Consider the following 24,991-nt stretch of genomic DNA (forward strand, 5'->3'; position numbering starts at 1 on the left):
GAAGGGGGATGCCGTGAGTGGGGATGTCGTTCGGTCAGGGCTGGGGGCCGTGCGTGGGTCCGCTCGGCTCGTCGTCGTCGGGCTCGGGCTCGCCGGGGGTGCCTGGGCGTTGCGGGCCGTGTGGGAGGTCCGGCTCGCCATGGCGGGGGAGCCCGCCTCGGGACCGCCGGACCAGGGCGAGGGACGGCACCGGCCGCTGACCGCCCTGGAGGACTCGTACCACCTGGTCAGCACCGCCGGAAGCATCCTCACCCTGCTGTGCGCGGCCCTGTTCGTCGGCTGGCTCGGGCGGATGCGGGACAACGCGCGGGCCCTGTCCGGCGAGCCCCCGCGCTACGCCGGCATCTGGGTCTACGTCTCCTGGTTCGTGCCGCTCGCCAACCTCTGGATCCCGCGCGGCATCGTCGCCGACATCCACCACAAGAGCGCCCCGGGCCGGAAGCTGCCCGCCGTCGTGAACGTGTGGTGGGCGCTGTGGCTGGTCGGCATGGTCAGCGGGGTGGGGCTGATGTCCGGCGGCGACACGGACGATGTCATCGCCCGCGCCTACCACGGGGTGAGCACGCTCCTGGTCGCCGATCTCGCCGTCGTCGGCGCGGCCGTGGCCGGGATCCTCATGGTGCGTGCCCTGACCGCCGTACAACTTGTGCACATCGGCGCCCAGTTGCGTACGCCGGGTGGTGATCCCTTGAAGGAAAACGTCAGGGCGTTTGATCGGGATTGAGGGCACTTACTGTTGCGCCTACGTGACAGCCCCCCACCCACAGGATCGCCATGCGTACCGTCCCCTCCGTCATGGCCGTCTGCGCGTCGGCCCTTCTGCTCACCTCCTGCTCGGTGGGCGGCAGCAACACCTCGGTGAGCCCCAGGAAGGGCGACGACATCACGCTGGGTCTGCTGCTGCCCGACCGGGACACCAGCCGCTTCGACCGGTTCGACTTCCCCCTCATCAAGAAGCAGGTGGCGACCCTCACCCACGGCAAGGGCAGGGTCAGTTACGCCAACGCCGAGGCGAGCGCGAAGCGGCAGGGTCGGCAGTTCGAGCAGATGGTCGCCGACAAGGTGGACGTGATCCTCGTGGACGCGGTCGACGCCAAGGCGATCGGGCCGGACGTGCAGAAGGCGAAGGACGCGGGCATCCCCGTCATCGCCTACGACCGGCTCGCCCAGGGTCCGATCGACGCCTATGTCTCGCACGACAACGAACTCGTCGGCGAGGTGCAGGGCCGGGCCATCGTCGAGGCGCTCGGCGACAAGGCCGAGACCAGCAAGATCGTGATGATGAACGGCTCGCCCGCCGACCCCAACACCGCGCGCTTCAAGAAGGGCGCGCTGGACGAGCTCAGCAGCAAGGTCGTCATAGCGAAGCAGTACGACACCCGGGAGTGGCTGCCGTCGGTCGCCAAGGCCAACATGAAGGCGGCGATCGCCTCCTTCGGGCTGAAGAACATCGCCGCCGTGTACTCGGCCAACGACGACATGGCGGGCGCGGTCATCGACGAGCTCAAGGCGGCGGGGGCCACCAGGATCCCGCCGGTGACCGGGCAGGACGCGACCCTCGCCGCGGTGCAGCGGGTGGTGTCGGGCGAGCAGTACATGACCGTGTACAAGTCGTTCCTGCTGGAGGCGACCAACGCGGCCCAGATCGCGGTCTACAAGATCCAGGGCCGCGACCTCCAGTTCGACGCGCTGATCCGCGACAAGGTCGACAGCCCCGACCAGAAGGGCATCCCGTCGCTGCTGGTGCCGGTGGTCGCCCTGACCAAGGACAACATCGAGCAGACGGTGATCAAGGACGACGTCTACACCGTCAAGCAGATCTGCACCGCCGAGTACGCGGCGGACTGCGCGGCGATCGGCCTCAAGTAGGCGTCCCAGGCCGGCGCGGTCCGTCTTTCCGCGGTACAGCAGGCTGTACTTTCCGCCTCCCGGCCTGTCGGTGAACCCGCCCTGCGCCTAGGGTCGTTGTCCTCAAGCCCGAGGGGGTTCGCATGGCCACCGCCGACGTCAAGGGCCTTGTCGTGGGCACCGCGACGACCGCGGCCGCCGCGATCGGCCAGCTGGTCTCCGGACTCGGTACGGCGGTCCTCGCCCCGTTCGTGCTGCTGTGGCTGGTGCTGGCGCCCGGCGGGGTGCGCGTGCTGCACGCGCTGGCCGGCATGGAACGCGTCCGGCTCGCCCGCTGGGGCCCCGAGGTCATCGCCCCCGCGCCGCCGCCGGCGCGGCTGCGGGCCGCCCTCGGTGACCCCACGACCCGGCGCGAACTGCTGTGGCTGGTCCGGCATCTGGCCGTGGGTCTGCCGCTGGGCCTGGTCGGCTTCGTCCTGCCGGTGCTCGCCCTGCGGGACACCGCGTTCCCGCTGTACTGGCGGCTCGCCCCGAAGGACGCGACCGCCACGTCCATCGGGATCGGCGTCGCGCACTCCTGGCCGGACGCCCTCGCGGTGTGCCTGCTCGGCGTGGGCTGGATCGCCATCATCCTGGGGCTGACGCCCGGCATGGCACGGCTCCAGGCGAAGCCGGGACGCCGGCTCCTGGCGGCCGGTCCCGACGCCGATCTCTCGCTGCGCGTCGCCGAGCTGACCGCGACCCGGGCGGCCGCGCTGGACGCCCACGCCGTCGAACTGCGGCGCATCGAACGCTCTCTGCACGACGGCACCCAGAACCGGATCGTCACGGTGACCGTGCTGCTCGGGGCCGCCCGCCGGATGGTCGCCCGGGACCCGGACGGCGCCGACGAACTCCTGGAGCGGGCTCAGTCCGCGGCCGAACAGGCGCTGGCCGAGCTGCGGACCGTCTCCCGCAGCATCCTGCCGCCGGTGCTCGCGGACCGGGGCCTCGCGGGGGCACTGACCGGGCTCGCGGCCGAGAGCGCGGTGCCGTGCGCGGTCGACGTGGAGACGGGGCGGCGCTGTGCCGCGTCCGTCGAGGCGACCGCGTACTTCGTCGTCGCCGAGGCGCTCACCAACATCGCCAAGCACAGCGGGGCGTCCCGGGCCACGATCACCGTCCGCGCCCCGGGTCCCCGGCTCCTGCTGCGGGTCACGGACGACGGCCGGGGCGGCGCCGACGAGCGCACCGGCTCCGGCCTCACCGGCATCCGCCGCCGCGTCGCCGCCCACGACGGCACCCTCAGCCTGACGAGTCCGCCGGGCGGTCCCACGACCCTGGAGGCGGAGCTGCCGTGCGGGGTGTGATCCCCGGCGGTACGGCCGCCCGTGCCGGTACGCCCTGCCCGACGACCACGGAGGTGGACCTGCCATGCGGATCGTGATCGCCGAGGACGACCCCCTGCTGCGGGAGGGGCTCGCGCTGCTGCTGCGTGCCGAGGGGCTGGACGTGGTCGGCACGGCCGGCACCGCCGAGGGGGCCCTCGACGCCATCGACGAGCACCAGCCCGACGTGGCCATCCTCGACGTACGGATGCCGCCGACGCACACCGACGAGGGGGTCCGCGCGGCCGTCGAGGCCCGGCGGCGCAGGCCCGGCCTCGCCGTCCTGGTGCTGTCCGCCTACGTGGAGCAGAGCTTCGCCACCGAGCTGCTGACCGGCGGGGTCGGCGGGCTGGGCTATCTCCTCAAGGAACGGGTGGGCCGGGTCGAGGAGTTCCTCGACGCGCTGCACCGGGTGGCGTCCGGCGGCACCGCCATCGACCCCGAGGTCGTCGCCCAGCTGTTCACACGGTCCCACCAGGACGTACGGCTGGAGCGGCTCAGCCCGCGCGAGAAGGAGGTGCTCGCCCTGATGGCCGAGGGCCTCGGCAACAGCGCCGTCGCGGAGAGGCTGTTCGTGACCGACGGAGCCGTGCACAAGCACATCCGGAGCATCTTCGCGAAGCTCGATCTGGCGCCCACGGACCAGGTCGACCGGCGCGTGGCGGCCGTACTGCACTATCTGGAGGACGCGCGGCGACGGTCGTAGTACAGCCTGCGGTAAGGGAGTCGGGCCCTTGGCGGCAATGATGCGCGGGCCTGGAGCCGGTGTGCTGGACGCATCACATCAGCCCCTCCGAAGGGACCCCGCCGTGAGTGTCCACGCCCCCGTCGACATCGAGACCCGACCGGTCGCGCACGAGGCCGGTGGCCTGCGCGGCAGCATCCGGCGCAACCCCCTGACCTGGTTCTTCACCCTGGCCTTCGCGCTGAGCTGGGCCGCCTGGACACCGTACGTCCTGTCGGAGAACGGCCTCGGCGTCTGGCACTTCGCCTTCCCCGGCGGCCGCGCGGGCAGTCAGCTCGCCGGCGTCCTGCCCGGCGCCTACCTCGGCCCGATCGCCTCGGCCCTGCTGGTCACCGGGATCACGGAGGGACGCGCGGGCCTGCGGGCCTGGCGGGGCAGGATGACGAAGTTCCGGGTGAGCGCGCGCTGGTACCTGGCCGTCCTGCTCGCGGTGCCGGCCGCACTGACCCTCGCCTCGACCGCGCTGGCCGGCCGCGGACCCGAACTGCCGTCCGCGATGATCCTCGCCGCGTACCTCCCCGGACTGCTCGTCCAGATGATCACCACCGGTCTCGCGGAGGAGCCCGGCTGGCGGGAGTTCGCGATGCCGCGGATGCAGCGCCGCCACGGTCCCCTGACCGCGACCCTCGTCGTCGGCGCGCTGTGGGGCTGCTGGCACCTGCCGCTGTTCCTGACGCAGTGGGGCGGCGGACCGCACCTCGCGTGGACCGTGCCGGTGGAGTTCATCGCGATGACCATCACCTTCAGCTGCGTGATGACCTGGGTGTTCAACAAGTCCGGCGAGAGCATGCCGCTGGTCATGCTGCTGCACACCGGCGTCAACAACTTCTTCTCCCTCGCCTGGTCGGACCTGTTCCCCACGCTGTCCGAGGGCGAGGCCGCCCACGCCCTCGTCCTCAGTACGACGGCGGCGGCCCTGATCCTGCTGGCCGCGACCCGGGGCCGGCTGGGCCTGCCCCGGCGGTGAAGGCTACTTCTGCGCCCCGCCCGCGAGCTGGAGGGAGATGCGCCGCAGCACCTCCGCGGAGGTGTCGGCGCGGCCCTCGTCGTGGGCCTCGGCCAGCTGGACGAAGGCGAACGCGAAGCAGTGGGCGATGCTCGCGATGGCGGGCCCCAGCTCCTCCACCACGGCGTCCGCCGCCGCCTGGCCACTGGCGTCGGCGGGGAGGTGGATCCGTGGGAGGGTCTCCACGAGCAGCGCGGAGACGGCCCCGGTCAGCGAGACCTGCTGGTCGGGGTGTTCGCGGACCTGCCGCCGCATCTCCAGTGCCTCGGTGAGGATGCCGACGACGTTCTGCATGATCTCGCGCTGTTCCATGGCCGCAGAGTAAGCGCTGGGTGTGGTGCAGGACACAGGAACCCGGGACCGGGGTGCGGAGCGTTACGGGTGTGAGCGAAACAGAAGTGGCGGAACCGGAGCGGGCGCGGATACGGGCCGGTGACCGGGCGGCGTTCGGCGAGCTGTACGACCGGTACGCGCGGGCGGTCTACAACCACGCCCTGCGGCTGACCGGGAACTGGGCGGAGGCCGAGGAGGCGATGTCTGAGACGTTCCTCGCCGCCTGGCGGACCAGGGAGAGCATTGAGCCGGAGGGCGGCTCCCTCAAGCCCTGGCTGCTCGGCATCGCCACCCACAAGGCGCACAACGCCAACCGGGGACTGCGGCGCAGGCTCGCCTTCCTGGCGCGCACTCCCGAGCCGCGCCCGGTCGAGGACTTCGCCGAGGAGACCGCGGGCCGGATCGACGACGCACGGCGGCTCGCGGCGGTGCATCGCGCCCTGGCCGGGCTCAAGCGGCAGGACCGTGAGGTGTTCGCGCTGTGCGTGTCGGCCGGCCTCGACTACCGGCAGGCCGCCGAGGCCCTGGGCGTCCCCGTCGGCACCGTGCGCTCCCGGCTGTCGCGGGCCCGTGCCCGGCTCGCCCGGCTGAGCGCGGAGGCGGAACCGCCCCCGGCCCACGGAGAGATGGAGAGTGAGGCCGCGCTCGCGGCCCTGTTCCTGAAGGAGGAGACCCGATGAGCGAGGCCGAGGAACTGCTGAAGGCCACGGCGGAATGGGACCTCCCGCCGGAGCGCCACCGTCACTTCAAGGACGTACTGATGCAGCAGATCGATCAGGACCGGAATCAGGACCTGAACCCGAACCAGGCCCCTTCCGTACGGCCCTCCGTACGACGCCGGTTCACCCGCCCCGCCGTCCTGGTGCCCCTCGCCTCCGCGGCCCTGGCGGGCGCGCTGCTGGTGACCCTGTCCGTGGACGGCCACGCCCCGGCGGCCCGGGCCACCCCGTCTGCGACCGCCGCGGGGGCCTCCGTCACCCTGAACCGGATCGCCACGGCCGCCATGGCGAGCGACACGATCCGGGTGCGGGACGACCAGTTCGTGTACGTCAGGACGCTGGTGCGCTCGGACACGGGCAGCTTCCCCGGCCCCGTGCGGCTCGGTGCCCTGCACACCGAGGAGCGGTGGACCGCCCAGGATCCCGGCCCGCTCCGGGTCACCGGGTGGCTCCGGTCCAGCGGCAAGGACGCGATCATGCCCGGCCAGACGCTCCCGATGCAGTCCACCGAGCCGGTCCCGGCGGGCGTCCACCACCCCACCTACCGGTGGCTGGCCTCGCTGCCCACCGACCCCGACGCCCTGCTCGCCAGGCTCTACAAGGAGGCCAGGCCGGTCGAGGGCGAGTCGCGGGACCAGGCGGTCTTCTCCCTGATCGGCGACCTGATCGGCGCCGTGATGCCGCCCGCCAACGCCGCCGCCTTCTACCGGGCGGCCGCGAAGCTGCCCGGGGTGCGGGAGGTCCCGGACGCCGTCGACGCGGCCGGCCGGCACGGCATCGCCATCACCCTCGACGACACCGGCTTCGCGACCCGCGACGAGTGGATCTTCGACAAGCAGACCCTCGCCCCGCTCGGCTCCCGCTACTACGTCACCGACCCGGACCGGGGCATCACGACCGAGACCCTGGCCGGCACCACCGCCGTGATGGAGACCGCGGTCGTCGACGCGAAGGGCGAGGTACCCGCCCGGACGGCGTCCCGCTGATTCCCGCTGACGTCCCCTTGATGCCCGTGGGCGCACAATGGCCGCCATGAGCATCGTCAAGATCAACGTACTCACGGTCCCCGAGGAGCAGCGCGAGACGCTGGAGAAGCGGTTCGCCGCGCGGGCGGGGACCGTGGACAGCGCGGACGGCTTCGAGTGGTTCGAGCTGCTGCGGCCCGTCGAGGGCACCGACACCTACCTGGTCTACACGCGCTGGCGGGACGAGGAGTCGTTCACGGCGTGGATGGAGGGGTCGATGAAGGCGGCCCACCAGGGCGGCGGCGAAGGCGGCGGTGAGGGCGGGGGCGAGCGGCCCAGGCCCGCCGCGAGCGGGTCGACGCTGTGGAGCTTCGAGGTCGTCCAGCAGGCCGCGCCCAAGTAGGGGGACGGGGACGGCGGGGGCCCCGGACCGAGTGTCCGGGGCCCCTTCCGTGCTTTACGCATGCCCGTTACAGCGTGACCTGTCGACCGCCGAGGGTCACCACGAGGCTGCCGTTCGAGGCGAACGACCAGCCAAGGGCCCCGGAGTACGCGGAGCAGCGGGACCCGTTGGTGCCGGACCAGAACTGGTTCGAGCTGTCGGCGTCGCCGATGATCCGGTCGTTGGTGCCGCTGCTGAAGCGGCACGAGGTGTTGTTGCGGAACACCGAGGTGCCGCCGTCGAAGTTGAAGTTGCGCTGGGCGTTGTCGATGCTCAGGTTGTTGGAGATCGCCAGCGTGCCCGGGTTGCTGTTGAAGGTGAACCCGTGCTTGCCGTTGCCGAAGGCGATGCTGCGCCGGACGACGTGGTTGACGGCTATGTCCTCGCCGCCGAGCTTGTAGCCGTTGCGGTCGCCGGCGCCGGCCTGTGAGCCGTCGCTGAGGGTGCCGTTGTTGTAGGAGAGGGAGTCCTCGATGGTCACCGGGCCGATCGGGCCGGTGTCGGTCTTGGTGTAGAGGTCCCAGCCGTCGTCGATGTTGTTGTGCGAGACGGCGTACCGGAAGACGTTCCCGGTGCCGGTGGTGAGCTTGGCGGCGAAGCCGTCGGCGTCCTCGCCGTCGGAGTCGGCGTTGTCGTGCGACTCGGCGCTGAGGATCAGGTTGTTGGCCGGCCAGGCGCTGCTCGGGGTGGTGGAGGCGATCCGGCCGAGCTGGAGGCCGGTGTCCCGGTTGAAGCGGGTCACCGTGCGCTCGACGACGTTGTTGCTGCCGCCGATGTAGATGCCGTTGTCACCGGCGTGCTCGACGACCAGGCCGTAGATCTTCCAGTAGTCGGCGTTGAGCTGGATACCGCGGTTGGCGGAACTCTCGGTCTGCGCCGAGAAGTTGAGCACCGGTGTCTCACCCGGGTAGGCGGAGATCGTGGTGCGGGCGGCCGAGGTGCCGTTGCTGCCGGCCGGAATGGTCACCGTCGAGGAGTAGGCGTACGTCCCTCCGCGCAGGTAGATCGTGCCGCCGGCGGAGATGCGGCTGATCGCCGAGGTGAGGGTGGTGGGCGCGGTCACCGTGCCGGCCGCGCTGTCGGTGCCGCTCGGCGACACGTACAGGGCGCTGCTCGACGGTGGCGGGGTGGTCGTGCCGGACGTCTCGGCGTCCAGGTAGTCGACGTTGGGCAGGCCGGCCGCGCCGGTCGGGTTCAGCCGGACGGTGTTGCTGCCCGCGTTCAGGGGGACGGTGAGCGTCTTGGTGGTCCAGCCGGTCCAGGTGCCGGTGGACTCGAAGGACGCCGAGGAGACCGTCGAGCCGTTCACGATGATGTTCGCGGGGCGGGCGGTCGTCGTGCCGTTGGCGAAGCGGACGCTGAGGGTCGCCGTGCCCGATGCGGGTGCGGACACGGTGAACTGGGCGTACGCGCCGGTGGCGTTGGTGCCGTTGCAGAATCCGCTGCCGGAGTAGCCGGCGTACTCGGTCTCGACGGCTCCGGTGCAGATGGCGGGGGCTGTCTCCGCCTCGTAGCGGGTGGTGGCGGCCTGGGCCGCGGTGGTGCCGGACAGTGCGACGAGCGTGCCGGCGAGGAGGCCGACGGAGGGGATGAGGGGTCTCAGGCGCATCGTTCGTCTCCATGGTGTGTGGTGACGGGGGCACGTATTCTTCGGAAGGTAAGCGCTTGCCATGGTCGCGTCAACGGTTATGTATGTGATCGTTGTTCATGGACGCGAATTGGATACGGTGGCGGCATGACGCTCTTCGTGAAGATCTGCGGTCTGAGGACCGAGCGGGACGTCGACACGGCCGTCGAGGCCGGCGCCGACGCCATCGGGTTCGTCTTCTCCGACAGTCCGCGCCGCATCGACCCCGCCACGGCGGCACGGCTGGCCGCCCGGGTCCCCGAAAGCGTCCTCACGGTGGGCGTCTTCCGCCGCGAACCCCTCGACCACGTCCGCTCCGTGGCCGTCGAGTCGGGCATCGGGGCGGTCCAGCTGCACGGCCCCGAGGACCGCGACTACTACGCCGAACTCGCGAAGGGTGGCTGGACCCTGATCCGCGCGGCCGCCTTCGGTGACGCCGTGCCGCGCTGCGGGGAGCTCGGCGAGGACATGCTGCTCCTCGACGCCCCGGTGCCGGGCTCCGGCATCGCGTGGGACTGGTCGCGCAAGCAGGTGGCGGGCGCGGGCGAGAAGTGGCTGCTCGCCGGAGGCCTCACCCCGGAGAACGTACGCGAGGCCGTGGACGTCACCCGCCCCTGGGGAGTCGACGTCTCCAGCGGCGTGGAGGCGAGCCGGGGCGTCAAGAACCCGGCCCTGATCACGGCGTTCGTCGAGGCCGCCCGCGCGGGGGCCGCCGCCTCGGGGTGAGTCTCCGGGGGCCGGTCGTCGTTGCCGGGTGCGGGTTGGTCGTGGCTTGTCGCGCAGTTCCCCGCGGGTAGCTGCGCTGGGCTGGTCGGGGCGCCTACGGGGGTGCGGGGGGAGGTTGTCGGGCGGGTGCGGGTTGGTTGTGGCTTGTCGCGCAGTTCCCCGCGCCCCTGGGGGGTGTGCCGGACCGTTGTCGGGTGCGGGTTGGTTGTGGCTTGTCGCGCAGTTCCCCGCGCCCCCTGGGGGGTGTGGTGCCGGACCGTTGTCGGGTGCGGGTTGGTCGTGGCTGGTCGCGCAGTTCCCCGCGCCCCTGGGGGGCTGCCGTGGTCGTCGGCTTTCCGTTGCCCGCGCCCCTGAGGGGTGTGCCGCGTCCGCCGAATCGGTCGGCGGACGCGGCTCTTGGGTTACTTCGACGGTGACGGCGACGGCGTCACCGCGTCCGCCGGTTGCCCCTTCAGCGGTACGAACGCCAGCGCGTCCCACGCGATCGACGCGTCGCCGGTGCCGTCCGCCGTGGCCGAGCTCAGGGAGACGCTCGGGGTGCCCTTGAACTCGTAGGAACCCAGGGAGACCCAGGTGTTCTTGCCGCCGGTGTTCTGGGAGATCGTCTTCTCCACGACCGTGCCGTCACCGAGGTCGACGCGGTACGTCGCCGAGGGCGTGTTGGCCTCGTGGTCGGGCAGGTGCACCATGACCCGGGCCCAGCCGCCGATCTTCCGGTCCGGCGTCCAGGTGCCGGTGACGACCGAGTCGGTGTAAGTCGGCACCCGGGTGTGGGTGAGCCAGAAGTGGCCGCCGAAGCCCGCGCCCAGCTGATGGAAGTCGATCTTCGAGGGGTACACGGTCGCGCCGTTCTGCTGAGCCGACCCGAAGGTGAACCGCAGCGTGCCCCGGCTCGTCCAGTTCCGTTCGCCCGCACACGGGTTGGCGTCACCGACCCGGAACCTCACCGTGTTCGGCACGTCGTCCACGATCAGGGCGCCGGCCGGGAGCGTGGACGTACAGGCGGCCGGATGAGGGGCAGCGACCTTCGGCTCGGGGTCGCCCACCTGGTAGGTGAGGACCTCGGTGCCGCAGGTGGCCGTGCAGTCGGTCCAGCTCACCGGCTGGTTCCACCAGCACTTGAAGTCATCCCGCTGGCACGGGCCCTCGGGCTGGCTGGAGCCCTCGGCCTTGCGCGGCTTGGTGATGTCGCAGTCGTTGACCGTGGGCTTGCAGAACGTGTCGTGCGCGGGCTCGGCCGCAGGCGCGCCCGCGGGCCAGTCGCCGACCGTGAACGCCCTGACCGTCGCCCCGGTCGCCGGGTCGGTCTTCTGCTGCGAGTAGGCCGCCCAGCCCAGCACCCGCTCCGGGTACGTCCACAGGTTGGGGTTGCGGGCGTCGTCGTAGCCGGAGGACAGGAACATCGTGCGGTCGGCCGGGTAGAGGCCGTTGGCCGGGTTGTTGAACCAGCCCAGGCCCCAGGGCGCGGTGGCATCGATCGAACTGGGCTGGTTGAGGCCGCTGTTGTAGGCCCACAGCGCGAGCCACCAGTTCTCCAGGTACTTCGGGTCGCCGCCGTTGACCAGCAGGCCCTTGTCGTAGAGCTGGTTCCACTTGTCCTGGAGGATCTGCAGCCCGGCGGCGATGTTGGCCGCGTAGTCCACGGTGATCGCCTGCTGCTGCTCGGCGGTGTACGTGGTGTCGGTCTTGGCCATGCCGCTGGTCACCTGGGCGATGCCGTAACCGCAGTCCGCCGCCGCCCAGTTGACGGTGTGGACGCTGCCCGCGTTGCCGTAGTAGCCGCCCTGGATGAAGTTGCCGCTCTCGCCCGCGGCCGCCCGGGAGCTGGCCTGGAGCAGGTTGGACTCCTGGGAGAGCACGCCGAGCATGATCTGCGCGGGGACCCGGCCGCCGCCCTTGAGCGGGGTGGACGGGAACAGGCCCTGCGGGGTGTACGACGGGAGTTCGCTGCCGTTCCAGCCGCTGCGGCGGCGCACGTCGAGCTGGCCCTGCACGGCGAGGTCCGTCGCCCATTCGGCCTGCGCGGTCGAGGGCTGGAGCGACTGGAGCCTCGGGTCGTTGCGGGTGACGGCGCAGGCGCGGTCCGGGTCGGTGGTGGAGGTCGACGGGTCGTCGTCGCCGGGGGTGACGCTGTCGGTGTGCACGCCGTCGGAGAGCGCCGGGGACTGCTCGGCGCCCTGCGACTTCCGGGAGATCTTCGGCTTCACCGTGAAGTCGACGGCGCTGTCGCTGCCGGGCAGCACCGCGCCGATCCCGACGGACTGGGCGATGTCGGCGGCGGCCTTCTTGCCGCCGGCCGCCTCGGTGCCGTTGCCGACGGAGGTCAGCGCGAGAGAGCCGGTGGTGGAGACCTCGGCGGAGGCGGGCACGTCCAGCGTCCGCCAGCTCTTCGGCAGGGACTTCACGGCGTCCCCGGCGTCCTTGCCGGTCACGAAGACCCGGCCGCCGTTGCCGTGCACCGCGAGGGCGCCGAGCGCGCCGGAGCCGAGGAGCCGGTCGGAGCCCGCCGAGGTGACCCGGCGGACCTGCACCTTCTTCCCGGCGGGGACCTGGTAGGCGAGCCCGCTGTGCGCGTCCGGCACCAGCCGGAACGGCGTGCTCGCGGTCCTGGCCAGCGTGCTGGTCGCGCCCTTGGCGTCCACCGAGACCACCGAGTCGCCCAGGGCGGCGGCGATCTCGTTGCCGAAGGGCACGGCGGAGGTGAGCTGACCGGCGACGGTCTGCTGCCGGACCAGTTCACCCTTCTCGGCGTCGACGGTGAGCAGTTCGGTGTCGTCCCCCTGCGTCCGGGTCAGGACGGCCTGTTCGCCGTCGCCGCAGCCCGGGTTGAAGTAGGCGAGGGAGACCAGCTCGGGCAGCTTGGTCACCCTGCCGGTCGCCAGGTCGACCACCGCTGCGAACGCGCCCTGCTGGAAGCCCTGTTGGTCGTTGACTGCCTGCCGGGGCGCGTAGACCACGACGGCACGGTCACCGGACCCGGTCACACAGGTCTGGCCGATCCACTGGTCGGTGTCTACGCCGGGCTCGGACAGCGTGGCGGCGGTGTGCCACTGGTAGGCGTCGGCCGCGTCGGCGACCAGGACGTGCAGTCCGGTGCCGTCACCGTCGTAGGTGACGATCCGGTCGCCGGACTTCTGCCAGCCCGAGGGGAGTTGGGAGGTGTCGGTGACGCGGTCCGCCGCCGGTGCGGTCGTGGGGTCGGCGGAGTCGGTCAGAGCCGCCGAGGCCAGCGGGGCGATGAGGGCCAGCGAGAGCACGGACATCGCGCCGGCCGCCGCTATACGGCCGCGGCGGCTTTTCGGCACCCGCCAGCGGTGTCTTCCGCCCGATTTTTCACGGAAAGTACGCAAGGAATTCCGTCCGGTCATTGCAAAAGGTCAGGGTGGGTTACCGGCTTCGGCACTCCCCCGGGCCGGTGACGCGGAAGTTATCAGTCCGCTATGACCGCAATGGGAGCCGTGGGTGATCTACCGGGCGGTATCCACGAAATATCCACGAGAATCCACCAACGAATTTCCTTTTGCCGGAGTCTCCTTTGATGACATCCCCCACGCACCACAAGGAACAGTGAACGTGTTGATGAACAGCAGACGTCTCAAAGTGGCTCTCGTGGCCGCGGCCGTTACCCTCGCGGGTCTCGCGGCGGCCGGTCCGGCGGCGGCCACCACCGTTCCCCGGGCGGCGGCCGTACAGGCTCAGCAGCCCTCCGTACCCGTCGACTTCGTGGACCTGCCCAGCAGCGCCCTCGTGGCCGACGGCGAGCAGCACCAGGTCACCGTCACCTACCGCAACGACACTTCGGCGGACCGGACCGTCGCCCCGCAGCTCCTGGTGGAGTCGCCGGACGCGGGCCCGTTCCTCGACCCGTCGGACGTCGTGGTCGAGCAGCGCACCGCGCACGGCTGCTGGCGTCCGGTGGAGACCGCGAGCCAGACCGGCACGCTCTTCACCGACCTGACGAGCGCTCAGCGCACCCTGCACGCGGGTCAGACCCTCACCCAGGTGTACCGGATCACGGTCGTCGACCCGGCCGCCCAGGGCACGGTGCAGCCGCGGATCGCCCTTTACTGAACCGCTTGCCGTGACGCGTGAGGGCCCGGGCCCCGAATCCGGGACCCGGGCCCTCATGCCGTCAGCGCAGCGAGCCGATGTGGTCGACCCGGTCGCTCACGCCGTTGCGGAGTTCGGTGAGCGTCGTGCCGGGCGGGGCCACCGTGGGCTCGGACGACGGGGGCGGGGTCTCGTCCGCGCAACTCGCGCCGCGGGCCGGGACCTTCAGGTCCACCAGGTAGTCCGTGACGGCGGCCTGCGCGCACGCGCTGCGGCCGAAGGCGGTGTGCCCCTCGGCCCTGAACGTGAGCAGGCGGCCGTTGTCGAGCTCACGGGAGAGGGCCACCGCGTCCTGGTACGGGGTGTCCGGGTCACCGGTGTTGCCGATGACGAGGATCGGCGCGGAGCCCTTCGCGTGGAAGTTGCCGGCATAGCGGCTGGTGTGCTCGCCCTGCCACTGCACACACGCCGTGGCGTGCTGGTGGTCGTAGGTCGGCGGGCCGAAGGCCATGGCCGGGCCCAGCAGCGGGGCCAGCGCGGCGTTGGTCGTGACCTCGCGCCTCAGCCTGTCCCGGTCGGCCGGGTACTTCTTGTCGACGCACTCGACCACGACGTTCGGGTTGAGGAACTTGAAACTGGCCGGGGACGGCGGCCGCAGCAGGAACGAGGTGTTGTCGCGCAGCTGCGCCTTGCGCAGGGCCTCACCGAAGGAGGGCCAGATGACCTTGCCCTCGTTGATGTTGAACATCAGCCGGTACACGAGGGTGTAGCCATTGGCCTGGCCCCCGTTGGCCGTCGGCACCGGGTTGGCGTCCAGGTCCGCCTTCAGCTTCTCGAACGCCCCGCGCGGGTCGCCGTCGCCGAAGCCGCAGGTCGCCTGGTCGGCCTTGCACCAGTCCAAAAAGCGGCTCATGGCCCCGTCCAGGGCGAGGTACTGCGGCCGGTCGTAGGCGTACGGCCGGTTCGTGTAGTGCTCCGGGTCGTACGCCCCGTCGAGCGCGAGGGCGCGGACCCGCTTCGGGAACATCGCGGCGTAGACCGTACCGATGTAGGAGCCGAACGACCGCCCGTAGTAGGTCAGTTGCTTCTCTCCCAGGGCCTCGCGCAGGAGGTCGATGTCCCGGGCCACGTACTGGGTGCCGACGTACGGCAGCAGATCGCCGGCGTTGTTCTGGCAGGCCTGGTCGAAGTCGGCGGCCTGCCGGAGTGCGGGCTCGTAGGCGTCGGGGCCGGGGACGCCCTTGGCGGCGGTGACGGCGCCGGTGTAGGTCGGGTCGTCCCAGCACACGACCTGCGAGCTCCGGCCGACGCCGCGCACGTCGTAGCCGAACACGTCGAAGTCGTCGCGCAGTGCGGCCGGCAGGTCGGCGTAGTTGCCGCGCACGAAGTCCACACCGGAGTTGCCGGGGCCGCCGGGCTGCAGGAACAGCGTGCCCTTGCGGTGGGAGGGGTCGGCCGCCTTCTTGCGTATGACGGCCAGGGTGAGGGTCCTGCCCTGCGGCTCCCGGTAGTCCAGGGGCACTTGGGCGTCGGCGCACTCGAAGCCGCCCTGACAGTCCGACCAGGTCAGGGTCGGCACGGTCGGTGTGGGCTGCGGGGCCGCCGAGACCGGGGACCCGGTCCAGGCCATGGTGAGCGCGCCCACCGCGGCTCCCGCGAGTCCTATTCGTCTGAACTTCACTGTCTCTGTTCCCCCTTGGGGCTGGTCAAGCCTCATTGAACCGGTGCTCTCACAGAGGGAACACAGAAAAAGACACGTCCCGGTTCCCGCGTCCCGGTTTCCGCCTCCCGCCTGCCGCCGGTAGTCCCGTGGGCTGACTCGGGGTCGGTCGCGTACTGCGTTCTCAGTAGCGGGGATTGTCGGCAGGCGCACGACGACGCGGGGGGTGTCGTCCGGTCAGCCTGGGTGGACCGTTCGGCATCAGATGTGGAGACCCCCGCCGTGGCTACTTTTCTTTACCGCGTGGGCCGCCTGGCCTTCCGGCGACGCTGGTACGTCGCCCTGGTCTGGGCGGCCGTCCTGGCCGCCGTCGGGCTGGGGGCCCTGAAGGCGCCGGGCGCGGCCGACGAGGGGTTCTCGATGCCGGGCATCGAGTCGCAGAAGGCGTTCGACCTGATGGATCAGCGCTTCCCGGGGGTCACGGCCGACGGCGCGACCGCGCGGGTCGTCTTCGTCGCGCCGAAGGGTGAGAAGGTCACCGCGGCCGGTCACAGGAAGGCCGTCGAGGACGCCGTCGCGGACCTGGCCGACGGCTCGCAGGTCGCGTCCGCCGTGGACCCGTTCCGGGCGAAGGCGGTGAGCAGGGACGGCACGACGGCGTACGCGACCGTCACCTACAAGGTCGCCGCGAACGACCTCACCGACGCCGGCAAGGCAGAGCTGGAGAAGGCCATCGACCAGGCCCGGGACAGCGGGCTGACCGTCGACGCCGGCGGCAGCGCCATGGCCGACGGCGGTGGCGCGGGCGGTGCGGCCGAGATGATCGGTGTCGCGATCGCCGCGGTCGTCCTCCTCGTCACCTTCGGCTCGCTGGCCGCCGCCGGACTCCCGCTGCTGACCGCGCTCATCGGCGTCGGCGTCAGCATGGCCTCGATCCTCGCGCTCTCCAGCGCCCTCGGCCTGTCCACCACGACCGGCACCCTGGCGACGATGCTGGGCATCGCGGTCGGCATCGACTACGCCCTGTTCGTCGTCTCCCGCTACCGGGAGGAGCGCGCCAAGGGCCGGGCACCCCAGGAGGCGACGTCCCTCGCGGTCGGTACGGCCGGCTCGGCGGTCGTCTTCGCGGGCCTGACCGTCGTCATCGCCCTCGCCGGGCTCTCGGTGGTCGGCATCCCGATGCTCACCAAGATGGGGCTGGCCGCCGCGGGCGCGGTCGTCGTCGCCGTCCTCGTCGCCTTGACCCTGGTCCCGGCGTTCCTCGGCTTCTGGCCGAACGCGGTACTGCGCCGCAAGGACCGGAAGAGCGGCCGTACGGAACAGGACGCCAAGGACAACGGCGGCACCCGCTGGGCCCGGTTCGTGCTGCGCCGCCCGCTGCCCGTGCTGCTGCTCGGCGTGGTCGGTCTCGGCGCCCTCGCCGTGCCGATGACCGCCCTCGAGCTGGGCATGCCCGGCGACGAGGCCAAGCCCACCTCCACCACCGAACGCCGGGCCTACGACGCGCTCGCCGAGGGCTTCGGACCGGGCTTCAACGGCCCCCTGACCGTCGTGGTGGACGCGAAGGGGGACGCCGACGCCAAGGGGGCGGCGTCGGCGATCGCGAAGGGGATAGGCGCGACGGAGGGCGTCGTGTCCGTCTCCCCGGCGCGCTTCAACGAGGCCGGTGACACCGCCGTCTTCTCGGTCGTGCCGTCCACCGCGCCGACCGACGAGAAGACCAAGGACCTCGTCACGACGATCCGCGGGGAGCGTCCCGGCGTCGAGTCCGAGACGGGTGCCACCTTCGAGGTCACCGGCACCACCGCGCTGAACATCGACATCTCCGGGAAGGTGCAGTCCGCGCTGGTGCCGTACCTGATCGTCGTGGTGGGTCTCGCGGTCGTGCTGCTGCTGGTGGTCTTCCGCTCCCTGCTCGTCCCGCTGAAGGCGGCCCTCGGCTTCCTGCTCTCCGTCCTGGCCTCCCTCGGCGCGGTCGTCGTGGTCTTCCAGGAGGGCCACGGCGCCTCACTCCTGGGCGTGGAGACCACCGGCCCGATCATGAGCCTGATGCCGATCTTCCTGGTCGGCATCGTCTTCGGCCTCGCCATGGACTACGAGGTCTTCCTGGTCTCCCGGATGCGCGAGGCGTACGTCCACGGCGAGACGCCCCACCAGGCCGTCACCTCCGGGTTCCGGCACAGCGCCCGGGTGGTCGTGGCCGCGGCCCTGATCATGATCGCGGTCTTCGCCGGGTTCATCGGCGAGAGCGACTCCATGATCAAGATGATCGGCTTCGGCCTGGCCGGCGCCGTCCTGCTTGACGCCTTCGTGGTCCGCATGGCCATCGTGCCCGCCGTGCTCGCCCTGCTCGGCGACAAGGCCTGGTGGCTGCCGAAGTGGCTGGACCGGGCCCTGCCCCGGGTGGACGTCGAGGGCGAGGCGCTCACCAGGGCGGCCGACACCCCCGAGCCGGCGCCCGCCCACCCGGAGGCCGTACACGTCTGACCCCCACCCCCCACCAGGGGCCGCCCGTGTCGCCGTACGACGCGGGCGGCCCCGTTCCCGCACCATGGGTCCCTGAGCCCACCCACCGGAGTACCCGATGACCACGAGCCCGGAGCGGCGCTACACGGACCGTCTGGAGCACTTCTCGGACCGCCATCCCTTCCTGGTCGACCTGGCCCTGGTCATGGCGCTGATGGGTTCCGCGACGCTCGGCGCGTCGCTCACACTGCCCGGAGCCGCGCCGCCGGACGACGACAGGCTGGCCGTGGTCCTCATGGGCGTGTCCTGCCTCGCCCTGCTCAAGCACCGCACCCACCCGCGCGTCACCGTCGTGGTCAACGCGGTCTGCGCCACGGTCGTGATCGCGCAGGGCTACCTCCTCACCCCCCTGCTGCTGGGTCCCGTCATGGCCTCGCTGTACTGGCTGGCCACCCTGACCGAGCGGACGACCATCCGCGCCTACGGCCTGTCGACCATGCTGGTGCTGACGCTCGCGGCGGCCTTCTCCGACTCGATGGGCCATGTGTCGCTGATCCTGCGGACCGTCGGCCCCGTCTTCTGGCTGCTGCTGCCGCTGGCGGCCGGCACCATGACCCGGCTGCGGCGCGCCTATCTGGAGGCCACCCAGGCGCGCGCCGAGTACGCCGAGCGCACCCGCGAGGAGGAGGCGCGGCTGCGGGTCACCGAGGAACGCATGCGGATCGCCCGGGAGTTGCACGACGTCGTGGCCCACCACCTGGCCCTCGCCAACGCCCAGGCCGGCACCGCCGAGCATCTCGCGCTCGCCAACCCCGAGCAGACCAGGCGGATCCTGCACGACCTCACCGGTACGACCTCCTCGGCCCTGCGCGAACTGAAGGCCACCCTCGGCCTGTTGCGGCAGACCGACGACGAGGGCGCCCCGCTGGAGCCGGCCCCCGGCCTCGCCCGGCTGCCCGAGCTGGTCTCCTCGTGCGCCTCCGCGGGGATCGCCGTCACCGTCACCACGGAGGGGGAGCCGCAGCCCCTCTCCCCGGGCGTGGACCTGACCGCGTTCCGGATCGTGCAGGAGGCGCTCACCAACGTCACCAAGCACGCCGCCACCCGGACCGCCCAGGTCCGCTTCGTCTACGACGGCCCCCGTCTCCTCATCACGGTCACCGACGAGGGCACGCCCACCGCGGCCGCCGAGCCCGCGAACGGCTTCGGCGTCATGGGCATGCGCGAACGCGCCCACTCCGTCGGCGGCGAACTGCGCGCCGGACCGCGCCCGGAGGGCGGCTTCGAGGTGAGCACGGCACTGCCCTTGCAGCCGTCGGTGAGCGGGGAGGGGGAGGAGTGAGGGGCGGGACATCGCGGTGGGAGCGCGTGGTGGGGCACGGGTCACCCGGGGTTCACCGGAAGGTCGCCGGCCACCGGGCCCCGTCCCCGTAGGGTGGCCGGCATGGCTGACGTGGATCTCGACCGGGCACTGGAGGTCGCGACGGACCTCGCGGCCTGGGCGGCGGAGGCGATCCGGCGCCCGCGCGACCCGGCTGCCGAGGTGCGGGAGAAGGACGGGCCCGCGGACATCGTGACCGCGACCGACGAGGCGGTGGAGACACACACCCGCGAGGTGCTCGGGCGGGCCTTCCCCGACCACGGCATCGTCGGCGAGGAGTACGGCACGACGGGGGGCCTGGCCGGCGCCCCGCACTGGGTGATCGACCCGGTCGACGGCACCACCAACTACGCCCACTCACTGGGCTGGTGCTCCTTCTCGCTGGGCCTGGCCGCCGCCGACGGCACCCCGCTGCTCGGCGTGGTCGCGGACCCCTGGCGAGGAGAGACGTTCACGGCCGTACAGGGCCGCGGGGCGTACGTGAACGGCACCCGGGTGCACGCGGCCGCCCACACCACCCTCACCGGCCATGTCTTCCTCACCGAGTGGGCCGCGCACGCCCACTGGCCCGGCATGGACGCCCTCCTCGCCGAACTCGCCGACCGGCACTGCACGGTGCGCGTGATGGGTTCGACGGCACTGTCCCTCGTTCAGGTCGCGGCGGGCCGGGCGACCGCGGCGGCGATCGGCTCCTTCCACGCCGTCGACGGACTCCCGGCGCTGCTGATCGCGCGCGAGGCGGGAGCGGTGGCCCTGCCCGAACTCCCCTCGCACAACCAGCCCCTGCTCCTCGTGGCGCCCGGCGCCGCCGAGGAGACGGCCGCCATCTGGCGCAGCTCGGGGGCTGAGGCCGGCTGACGGCTTCCCCGTCGAGATCTAACCAGGAGATAACCGCCGGCGAGGTATCAAGAGGCCGACCGGAGCACATACTTCAACCAGCGGGCGAGTCCCGGGGAAACTCCGACGGGGAGCGGCTTGATGCATGCCCATGGTGCGGGTCTTGACAGGGTCCAGGTACGGCTCAAGTGGGACCCGAGCCCCTACGGGGAACCGGCCCGGCACCTCGACATCGTCGCCGCGACCTACGCGGCGGGCGATCCGTACGGTCGGCCGGAGTACGTCGTGCACACCGAGAGCCGCTCGCCGGACGGCACGATCACCATGACGCGCCACAGCGAGACCGGCCTCGGCCTCGGTTACGTCGAGGTGATGGAGCTGGAGTTCGAGCGCCTGTCGTCCGCCTACGGCCGGGTGGTCGTCGGCGTCGCCATCCACCAGAGCGGCGGCCCCCGCACCTTCGGCGACCTCTCCCACGTCGGGGTGCTCGTCGTCGAGGGCTACCGGCAACTGCTGACCGACGACTTCGCGGGCCTCGAGGACGCGACGGCCGCGACGATCGTGGAGTTCACCAGGGACACGTCCGGAGCATGGCACCTCGGCGAGCTGATCCGGGGCTTCGACAGCAACCCGGCGGCCTTCATGGCGGAGATGGGCAGCGTACGGGGGTGAGGGGCCCGGCTGCGGCCACCGTCGTTCAGGTGGAGATCGTCGAGACCGCTCGGGAGAAGGTCGGCCGAGCCCCCAGGACCCCGGCGGCACCCCCTGCCGGGCCGTCCACGGTGGTCGTCGAACCGGTTCCGCGGGCCGTGGCCCGTTGCGTGTTCGTATCGGTCCTGGACAGACGGCGCGTGCCGGGCGGCCGTAGGCGCATACTGAGGAGGATGACAAAGCCTGCTGCACAGAAGCGTCACTTGCCCACCAGCCCCTTCAAGGCACCGGTCGCACCCGCTCCCAAGCACTTCGCGGTGGGCGACCAGGTCACACACGACATGTACGGTCTCGGCCGGGTGATCGGCGTCGAGGACGGAATCGCGGTACTCGTCGATTTCGGCTCGTCGCAGATGCGGATCCTGAGTCCGTACTCGAAGATGACCAAGCTGTAGGAGAAAGGACTCCCTCTCATCGATCTGACCTCGCTGTTCTCCGCCCCCGAAGGGCAGCCCCAGCGCACCCCCGCGGCCCTGCCGCCCCCCACCACGAACCCCTTCCAGGCCCCGGACTTCGGGGACGACGAGGACGAGACCTTCCCGCGGCCCGAAGCGGCCTAGCTCCCGTCACGTCACCTGACAAGAGACCCCCGCCTCCCTGAGGGTGCGGTGAGGTCGGACAGTGCTGCCCGGTGAGCTCCTTTCCGTAGTCGCCGTCCCGAGCGCGGATCACCCAGTGGACGCGCCTCTGGGGCGTGCCGTCACCCTGGCCCGCGCCGTGCGCGCCGGCCAGGGGACCCAGCCGTACCCGCCCCACGCCCACCCGCCCTGTCGCGTGTGCCCAAGCTCACCCTGTGCGTGTCCTGTGATGCTGCCGTGATTCCGCACAGCCCGTGCCCAGCGAGGCATGCGAGCGTGTTTTCCGGTTAGGCGCACCGGGATTACTCGTTTCAGCGGGCAGGTGGGAAGAGATCTCTTTCATGGCGAAGGCACCGGACTCGACGGCTGTTGCGGACACGGAGCGGGAAGAAGCGGACGCGGCGGTCGGCGTCCGCAGACCCCCGGCCCCGGTCGCATCCCGTGCGAGCCGGGGTTTTCCGTCCGCGGTGTCCCGTACCGGCCGGGTGAGCGGTCTGGACGGACTGCGCACCCTCGCCGTCGCGCTGGTCATCGTCCACCACGTGGAGCCCGACGCGCTGCCGGGCGGCGCGGTCGCCGTGGACGTCTTCTTCACCATCAGCGGCTTCGTCATCACCCGCCTGCTGATCGCCGAGTACGTCCGCCGCGGCGGCATCTCCCTGATGTCCTTCTACCGTCGCCGCTGGCTGCGGCTCGTCCCCGCCCTGCTGGCCCTGTGCGCGGTCTGCGTACTGCTCGCGTCGACGACCTCCCTGTGGGGCTTCGACGGTTCGCTCCAGGCCGCGGGCCTGTCCGCCGCCTTCCTCACCAACGTCGTACGGGCCATGGAGCCCGGCGCCTACTCCGACCTCACGAGCCCGCTCGCGCACACCTGGTCGCTGGGCGTGGAGGAGCAGTTCTACCTGCTGTGGCCGCTGGCTCTGCTCTTTCTCCTGCGACGGGTCCGGGCCCGCACGGTCCTCCTGTGCACGGCCGCCCTGTGCGTGCTCCCCCTTCTGTGGCGCTGCGTCCTGTGGAACCCGGACGCGGCCCACCGCATCTACAACGGCACCGACACCCGCGCCGACCAGCTGCTGGCCGGCGCCCTGGTCGCCGTGGCCCTGGCCCGCCTGCGCTCCGACGACCCGCGCCTGGCCGTCCTGCGCACCTGGTCGGGCCGCCTCGCGTGGCCGGCCCTCGCCCTGCTGGGTCTCATCGCCTGGCAGGTACCGGTCACCGAGGACCTCGGTGCCTGGACGGCCGCGTGGTACACCATCGGCTTCCTCGCCGTGGCGGCCCTCTCCGCCACCCTGGTCACCGCCCTGGAACTGCGCCCGGAAGACCGGCTCTCCCGCCTGCTGGCCCTGTCCCCCCTGGCCTGGGTGGGCCGCAACCTGAGCTACGGGATCTATCTGTGGCACTACCCGGTGGTGCGGCTCCTGGCCTCCCTCGGCGTGACGGAGGGACGACTGGCGTGGACGGTGGTGCTGACACTGCTGATGGCGCTGCTGTCGTACTACGCCGTCGAGAGGCCGTTCCTGCGCAGGGCGCACGTGGCGCGGGCACCGGCACCGGCGCTGGCGGCGGCGACGTAGGGCGTCGGTGACCGGCAGCGGCTCGCCGTTTCCTACACTCGCGGGATGAGCAACCACACGTGCACGCACTGCGGCACCGTCGGTCTGACCGAAGGTTTCATCGAGGACGCCGGCGAATCCTCCCGCGGCTACGCGCGCTGGATCGAGGGCGCGCTGGAGCGGGGCATCTTCGGCGGCGCCAAGCGGATGGGCCGTCCCCGACGCCAGATAGTGGCCCTCCGCTGCCCCAAGTGCGGACACCTCGACCTGTTCGCCACGGACGAGGTGTAGCCGGCCTCACGGGAGCTCACATCTGGGGCTGTCGGTCACGCGGTGCTCGTAGGGACCCTCGTGCGCCTGGCCGCGCACCCAGTCGGTGAGCCACTGCGCGAGTGACTGCCCGAGCGGTGCGGGGGCGTGCCGGATGCAGCACAGGTTGGGGTCCCAGTCCCACATCTGGCCGTCGCCGGTGCGGAAGTCGATGAGGGTCCACATCGCGCAGCCACGGTCCATCAGCGGGACGAGTCCCGACGGGAGGTCGTCCCCGTCGGGACCGCCGAACGCGTGGTAGGCCATGGTGATGTCCGCGCAGTCACTGAACCAGTCGTCGGTCCCGGTCAGCGAGACCACCCGCCAGGACCCGAAGCCACCGTTGGCGACCTCGAGATACATCCGCCTCAGCAGCACGGGCATCGGATGTCCGACCAGCCGCTCGAAGGCGCCGACGTCCTCGGGAGACGCCGGGCCGGGCAGCTCTCTCCCGGCCACCTGCGCACGGACCGCCAGGACGATCTCGTCATCAGTCACCGCGTGATCCTCAGCGACACCGCTCCCCTTGTCGATACGAGGGGACCTCAATACCTCGTCGTGGTTCCGCCCGCAGGCGCGGGGGCAGCGCCTCGGGTTTCCCGCCACCAGGACGCTCCCCAGGCCAGCAACGCTCCACCGACCGCATAGGCCCCCAGCACCCACAGCGCCGAACCCGTCGCGTGGCCCGAGAAGTACACCGTGTTGCGGACCAGCGTCGTGCCGGCGCCCGGCGGCAGGGCCTGGCCGATCGCGCTCCAGAAGGCGGGGAGCAGGGGGGCCGGGTAGACGCCGCCCGAACTCGGGTTGCCGAGGACCACGAAGAGGAGGACGACCAGGCCCGTGCCGAGCAGGCCCAGCAGGGTCTGCAGGGCCAGTGCCGTGGCCGCCGAGGCCAGGACGGTCAGGGCTCCGATCGCGCTCAGGGCCCAGAAGTGGCCGCCCAGGGCGTCGAACACCGGGCCCACGATCACCGCTCCGGCCACGCCCGACACCACCGCGTACGGGATCAGGACCGCGAGGCGGATCAGGGTGCGGGGGCGGTTCGCGGGGCGGGAGCCGGACGCCATGCCCATGATGGTCGCGGTGAGGTAGCCGCCGATCACCCAGCCCAGGACCAGGTAGAAGGACGTCATACCGCGGCCGTCGCCGGGGTTCGGGGAGCGGATGTCCGTCACCGAGATCTGGCGTTTCTCGGACGCCTCGATCTTCTGGGCGATCTGGGTGGCCGTCTGGGAGACCGACGGGCCGCCCGCCGAGGCGACGAGCAGGGTGTCCTTGGTGCCGTTCGGGTCGAAGAGGAAGGCCGCGTCCGTGCGGCGCGTCATGACCCACTCGCGGGCGACGGCCGTACTGGAGGCCGCCGTCGCCTTCACCGGGTCGCCGTCCAGTGCGTTGAGCTGGGCGACGATCTTCGCCGACGCCTGCTGGGGGGCCACCACGGCCACCGGGATGCGCTGCGGGGTGGGGGAGTGGAAGGCGCCGACGTACGAGACCACGAAGGCCAGTTGGACCAGCAGGCCGCCGAGGACCAGGCCGAACGCCCTGAACGTCACGGCGTCCTTGAACTCCGCCGCGAAACCAGGGGACTTGGGGGCCGGCTCCGTAGGGGGTGGGCCGGCGGAAGGGCTGGAGGGTGCGTTCACGGGCGCATCGTCGCACAGGCGGATG

Annotated in this window: 23 protein-coding genes; 17 read left to right on the forward strand and 6 right to left on the reverse strand. The window is 71.7% G+C overall.

Translation table 11 applies throughout. The annotated features are described in order from the left end of the window. The first annotated feature begins 40 nt into the window (after positions 1-40). The 5 genes from ACFVYN_RS28125 to ACFVYN_RS28145 all read left to right on the forward strand — a co-directional run bounded on the left by ACFVYN_RS28125 (position 41) and on the right by ACFVYN_RS28145 (position 4,927). Positions 41-724 carry a DUF4328 domain-containing protein gene (locus tag ACFVYN_RS28125; protein ID WP_390003262.1) on the forward strand — a complete coding sequence of 228 codons (684 nt, stop codon included), beginning with the start codon at positions 41-43 and terminating at the stop codon, positions 722-724. 50 nt (positions 725-774) lie between these two features. Beyond that, positions 775-1,869: a sugar ABC transporter substrate-binding protein gene (locus tag ACFVYN_RS28130; protein ID WP_390003149.1), complete on the forward strand. Its 1,095-nt coding sequence runs from the start codon at positions 775-777 to the stop codon at positions 1,867-1,869. Positions 1,870-1,991: 122 nt separating this feature from the next. After that, positions 1,992-3,197 (forward strand): sensor histidine kinase, encoded by a 1,206-nt coding sequence (locus tag ACFVYN_RS28135; protein WP_390003151.1) that lies wholly within the window; start codon positions 1,992-1,994, stop codon positions 3,195-3,197. A gap of 64 nt (positions 3,198-3,261) precedes the next feature. Further along, the gene (locus ACFVYN_RS28140) at positions 3,262-3,921 is read left to right on the forward strand and encodes a response regulator transcription factor (RefSeq protein WP_390003153.1); all 660 of its coding nucleotides are present in this window, start codon (positions 3,262-3,264) and stop codon (positions 3,919-3,921) included. A gap of 103 nt (positions 3,922-4,024) precedes the next feature. Further along, positions 4,025-4,927: a CPBP family intramembrane glutamic endopeptidase gene (locus ACFVYN_RS28145; RefSeq protein WP_390003156.1), complete on the forward strand. Its 903-nt coding sequence runs from the start codon at positions 4,025-4,027 to the stop codon at positions 4,925-4,927. A gap of 3 nt (positions 4,928-4,930) precedes the next feature. Here ACFVYN_RS28145 and ACFVYN_RS28150 read toward each other — a convergent pair whose 3' ends face one another. Continuing rightward, entirely contained in the window at positions 4,931-5,278 is a 348-nt protein-coding gene (locus ACFVYN_RS28150; protein WP_390003159.1) for a hypothetical protein, read from the reverse strand. 71 nt (positions 5,279-5,349) lie between these two features. Between ACFVYN_RS28150 and ACFVYN_RS28155 the strand changes: the two genes are divergently transcribed. The 3 genes from ACFVYN_RS28155 to ACFVYN_RS28165 are packed head-to-tail and all read left to right on the forward strand — an operon-like array spanning position 5,350 to position 7,386. Further along, positions 5,350-5,979, forward strand: a complete 630-nt coding sequence (locus tag ACFVYN_RS28155; RefSeq protein ID WP_390003162.1) for an RNA polymerase sigma factor — start codon at positions 5,350-5,352, stop codon at positions 5,977-5,979. Further along, positions 5,976-7,004: a CU044_5270 family protein gene (locus ACFVYN_RS28160; RefSeq protein ID WP_390003165.1), complete on the forward strand. Its 1,029-nt coding sequence runs from the start codon at positions 5,976-5,978 to the stop codon at positions 7,002-7,004. Before ACFVYN_RS28155 ends, ACFVYN_RS28160 begins: the two co-directional genes overlap by 4 nt. A gap of 46 nt (positions 7,005-7,050) precedes the next feature. Next, positions 7,051-7,386 (forward strand): antibiotic biosynthesis monooxygenase family protein, encoded by a 336-nt coding sequence (locus ACFVYN_RS28165; RefSeq protein ID WP_390003168.1) that lies wholly within the window; start codon positions 7,051-7,053, stop codon positions 7,384-7,386. Positions 7,387-7,453: 67 nt separating this feature from the next. Here ACFVYN_RS28165 and ACFVYN_RS28170 read toward each other — a convergent pair whose 3' ends face one another. Then, the gene (locus ACFVYN_RS28170; RefSeq protein ID WP_390003170.1) at positions 7,454-9,034 is read right to left on the reverse strand and encodes a carbohydrate-binding protein; all 1,581 of its coding nucleotides are present in this window, start codon (positions 9,032-9,034) and stop codon (positions 7,454-7,456) included. Positions 9,035-9,160: 126 nt separating this feature from the next. Between ACFVYN_RS28170 and ACFVYN_RS28175 the strand changes: the two genes are divergently transcribed. Next, complete coding sequence (locus tag ACFVYN_RS28175; protein WP_390003173.1) at positions 9,161-9,778, forward strand: phosphoribosylanthranilate isomerase; 618 nt, start codon at positions 9,161-9,163, stop codon at positions 9,776-9,778. Positions 9,779-10,179: 401 nt separating this feature from the next. Here ACFVYN_RS28175 and ACFVYN_RS28180 read toward each other — a convergent pair whose 3' ends face one another. Then, positions 10,180-13,083: a transglycosylase SLT domain-containing protein gene (locus ACFVYN_RS28180; RefSeq protein ID WP_390003176.1), complete on the reverse strand. Its 2,904-nt coding sequence runs from the start codon at positions 13,081-13,083 to the stop codon at positions 10,180-10,182. A 274-nt stretch (positions 13,084-13,357) separates the two neighbouring features. Here ACFVYN_RS28180 and ACFVYN_RS28185 point away from each other — a divergent pair, with 274 nt between their 5' ends. After that, positions 13,358-13,849 (forward strand): signal peptide protein, encoded by a 492-nt coding sequence (locus ACFVYN_RS28185; RefSeq protein WP_390003178.1) that lies wholly within the window; start codon positions 13,358-13,360, stop codon positions 13,847-13,849. Between the two features lie 61 nt (positions 13,850-13,910). Here the strand turns inward: ACFVYN_RS28185 and ACFVYN_RS28190 are convergent, their stop codons facing one another. After that, positions 13,911-15,458 (reverse strand): alpha/beta hydrolase, encoded by a 1,548-nt coding sequence (locus ACFVYN_RS28190; RefSeq protein WP_390003265.1) that lies wholly within the window; start codon positions 15,456-15,458, stop codon positions 13,911-13,913. A gap of 312 nt (positions 15,459-15,770) precedes the next feature. Here ACFVYN_RS28190 and ACFVYN_RS28195 point away from each other — a divergent pair, with 312 nt between their 5' ends. The 7 genes from ACFVYN_RS28195 (at position 15,771) to ACFVYN_RS28225 (ending at position 23,305) form a co-directional block, all read left to right on the forward strand. Next, positions 15,771-17,975 carry an MMPL family transporter gene (locus ACFVYN_RS28195; RefSeq protein ID WP_390003180.1) on the forward strand — a complete coding sequence of 735 codons (2,205 nt, stop codon included), beginning with the start codon at positions 15,771-15,773 and terminating at the stop codon, positions 17,973-17,975. A gap of 97 nt (positions 17,976-18,072) precedes the next feature. Further along, positions 18,073-19,296 (forward strand): sensor histidine kinase, encoded by a 1,224-nt coding sequence (locus tag ACFVYN_RS28200; RefSeq protein WP_390003183.1) that lies wholly within the window; start codon positions 18,073-18,075, stop codon positions 19,294-19,296. A gap of 93 nt (positions 19,297-19,389) precedes the next feature. Further along, positions 19,390-20,193, forward strand: coding sequence for an inositol monophosphatase family protein (locus tag ACFVYN_RS28205; RefSeq protein WP_390003186.1), 804 nt, complete (start codon positions 19,390-19,392; stop codon positions 20,191-20,193). Between the two features lie 120 nt (positions 20,194-20,313). Next, positions 20,314-20,844 (forward strand): TerD family protein, encoded by a 531-nt coding sequence (locus ACFVYN_RS28210; protein ID WP_390003188.1) that lies wholly within the window; start codon positions 20,314-20,316, stop codon positions 20,842-20,844. Between the two features lie 212 nt (positions 20,845-21,056). Continuing rightward, positions 21,057-21,278, forward strand: coding sequence for a hypothetical protein (locus ACFVYN_RS28215; protein WP_007383474.1), 222 nt, complete (start codon positions 21,057-21,059; stop codon positions 21,276-21,278). Positions 21,279-21,802: 524 nt separating this feature from the next. After that, positions 21,803-23,035, forward strand: coding sequence for an acyltransferase family protein (locus ACFVYN_RS28220; protein WP_390003191.1), 1,233 nt, complete (start codon positions 21,803-21,805; stop codon positions 23,033-23,035). A gap of 45 nt (positions 23,036-23,080) precedes the next feature. After that, positions 23,081-23,305 (forward strand): hypothetical protein, encoded by a 225-nt coding sequence (locus ACFVYN_RS28225; protein ID WP_390003194.1) that lies wholly within the window; start codon positions 23,081-23,083, stop codon positions 23,303-23,305. Positions 23,306-23,311: 6 nt separating this feature from the next. On the opposite strand, the gene ACFVYN_RS28230 is transcribed toward ACFVYN_RS28225, so the two are convergent. Both ACFVYN_RS28230 and ACFVYN_RS28235 read right to left on the reverse strand, forming a co-directional pair. Next, a complete protein-coding gene (locus ACFVYN_RS28230) occupies positions 23,312-23,821 on the reverse strand; it encodes an SMI1/KNR4 family protein (protein ID WP_390003195.1) in 510 nt (169 codons plus the stop codon). A 47-nt stretch (positions 23,822-23,868) separates the two neighbouring features. Continuing rightward, positions 23,869-24,966 (reverse strand): DUF3533 domain-containing protein, encoded by a 1,098-nt coding sequence (locus ACFVYN_RS28235; RefSeq protein WP_390003197.1) that lies wholly within the window; start codon positions 24,964-24,966, stop codon positions 23,869-23,871. Positions 24,967-24,991: the final 25 nt, after the last annotated feature.

The organism is Streptomyces sp. NPDC058307 (assembly GCF_042880295.1).
Lineage (GTDB): Bacteria > Actinomycetota > Actinomycetes > Streptomycetales > Streptomycetaceae > Streptomyces.

Excerpts from the sequence above, each read along its gene's own strand:
- ACFVYN_RS28130 (WP_390003149.1), top strand. The coding sequence starts at position 775 with ATGCGTACCGTCCCCTCCGTCATGGCCGTCTGCGCGTCGGCCCTTCTG.
- ACFVYN_RS28135 (WP_390003151.1), top strand. The coding sequence starts at position 1,992 with ATGGCCACCGCCGACGTCAAGGGCCTTGTCGTGGGCACCGCGACGACC.
- ACFVYN_RS28140 (WP_390003153.1), top strand. The coding sequence starts at position 3,262 with ATGCGGATCGTGATCGCCGAGGACGACCCCCTGCTGCGGGAGGGGCTC.
- ACFVYN_RS28150 (WP_390003159.1), bottom strand. The coding sequence starts at position 5,278 with ATGGAACAGCGCGAGATCATGCAGAACGTCGTCGGCATCCTCACCGAG.
- ACFVYN_RS28160 (WP_390003165.1), top strand. The coding sequence starts at position 5,976 with ATGAGCGAGGCCGAGGAACTGCTGAAGGCCACGGCGGAATGGGACCTC.
- ACFVYN_RS28165 (WP_390003168.1), top strand. The coding sequence starts at position 7,051 with ATGAGCATCGTCAAGATCAACGTACTCACGGTCCCCGAGGAGCAGCGC.
- ACFVYN_RS28170 (WP_390003170.1), bottom strand. The coding sequence starts at position 9,034 with ATGCGCCTGAGACCCCTCATCCCCTCCGTCGGCCTCCTCGCCGGCACG.
- ACFVYN_RS28175 (WP_390003173.1), top strand. The coding sequence starts at position 9,161 with ATGACGCTCTTCGTGAAGATCTGCGGTCTGAGGACCGAGCGGGACGTC.
- ACFVYN_RS28185 (WP_390003178.1), top strand. The coding sequence starts at position 13,358 with ATGAACAGCAGACGTCTCAAAGTGGCTCTCGTGGCCGCGGCCGTTACC.
- ACFVYN_RS28190 (WP_390003265.1), bottom strand. The coding sequence starts at position 15,458 with ATGGCCTGGACCGGGTCCCCGGTCTCGGCGGCCCCGCAGCCCACACCG.
- ACFVYN_RS28200 (WP_390003183.1), top strand. The coding sequence starts at position 18,073 with ATGACCACGAGCCCGGAGCGGCGCTACACGGACCGTCTGGAGCACTTC.
- ACFVYN_RS28210 (WP_390003188.1), top strand. The coding sequence starts at position 20,314 with ATGCATGCCCATGGTGCGGGTCTTGACAGGGTCCAGGTACGGCTCAAG.
- ACFVYN_RS28215 (WP_007383474.1), top strand. The coding sequence starts at position 21,057 with ATGACAAAGCCTGCTGCACAGAAGCGTCACTTGCCCACCAGCCCCTTC.
- ACFVYN_RS28220 (WP_390003191.1), top strand. The coding sequence starts at position 21,803 with ATGGCGAAGGCACCGGACTCGACGGCTGTTGCGGACACGGAGCGGGAA.
- ACFVYN_RS28225 (WP_390003194.1), top strand. The coding sequence starts at position 23,081 with ATGAGCAACCACACGTGCACGCACTGCGGCACCGTCGGTCTGACCGAA.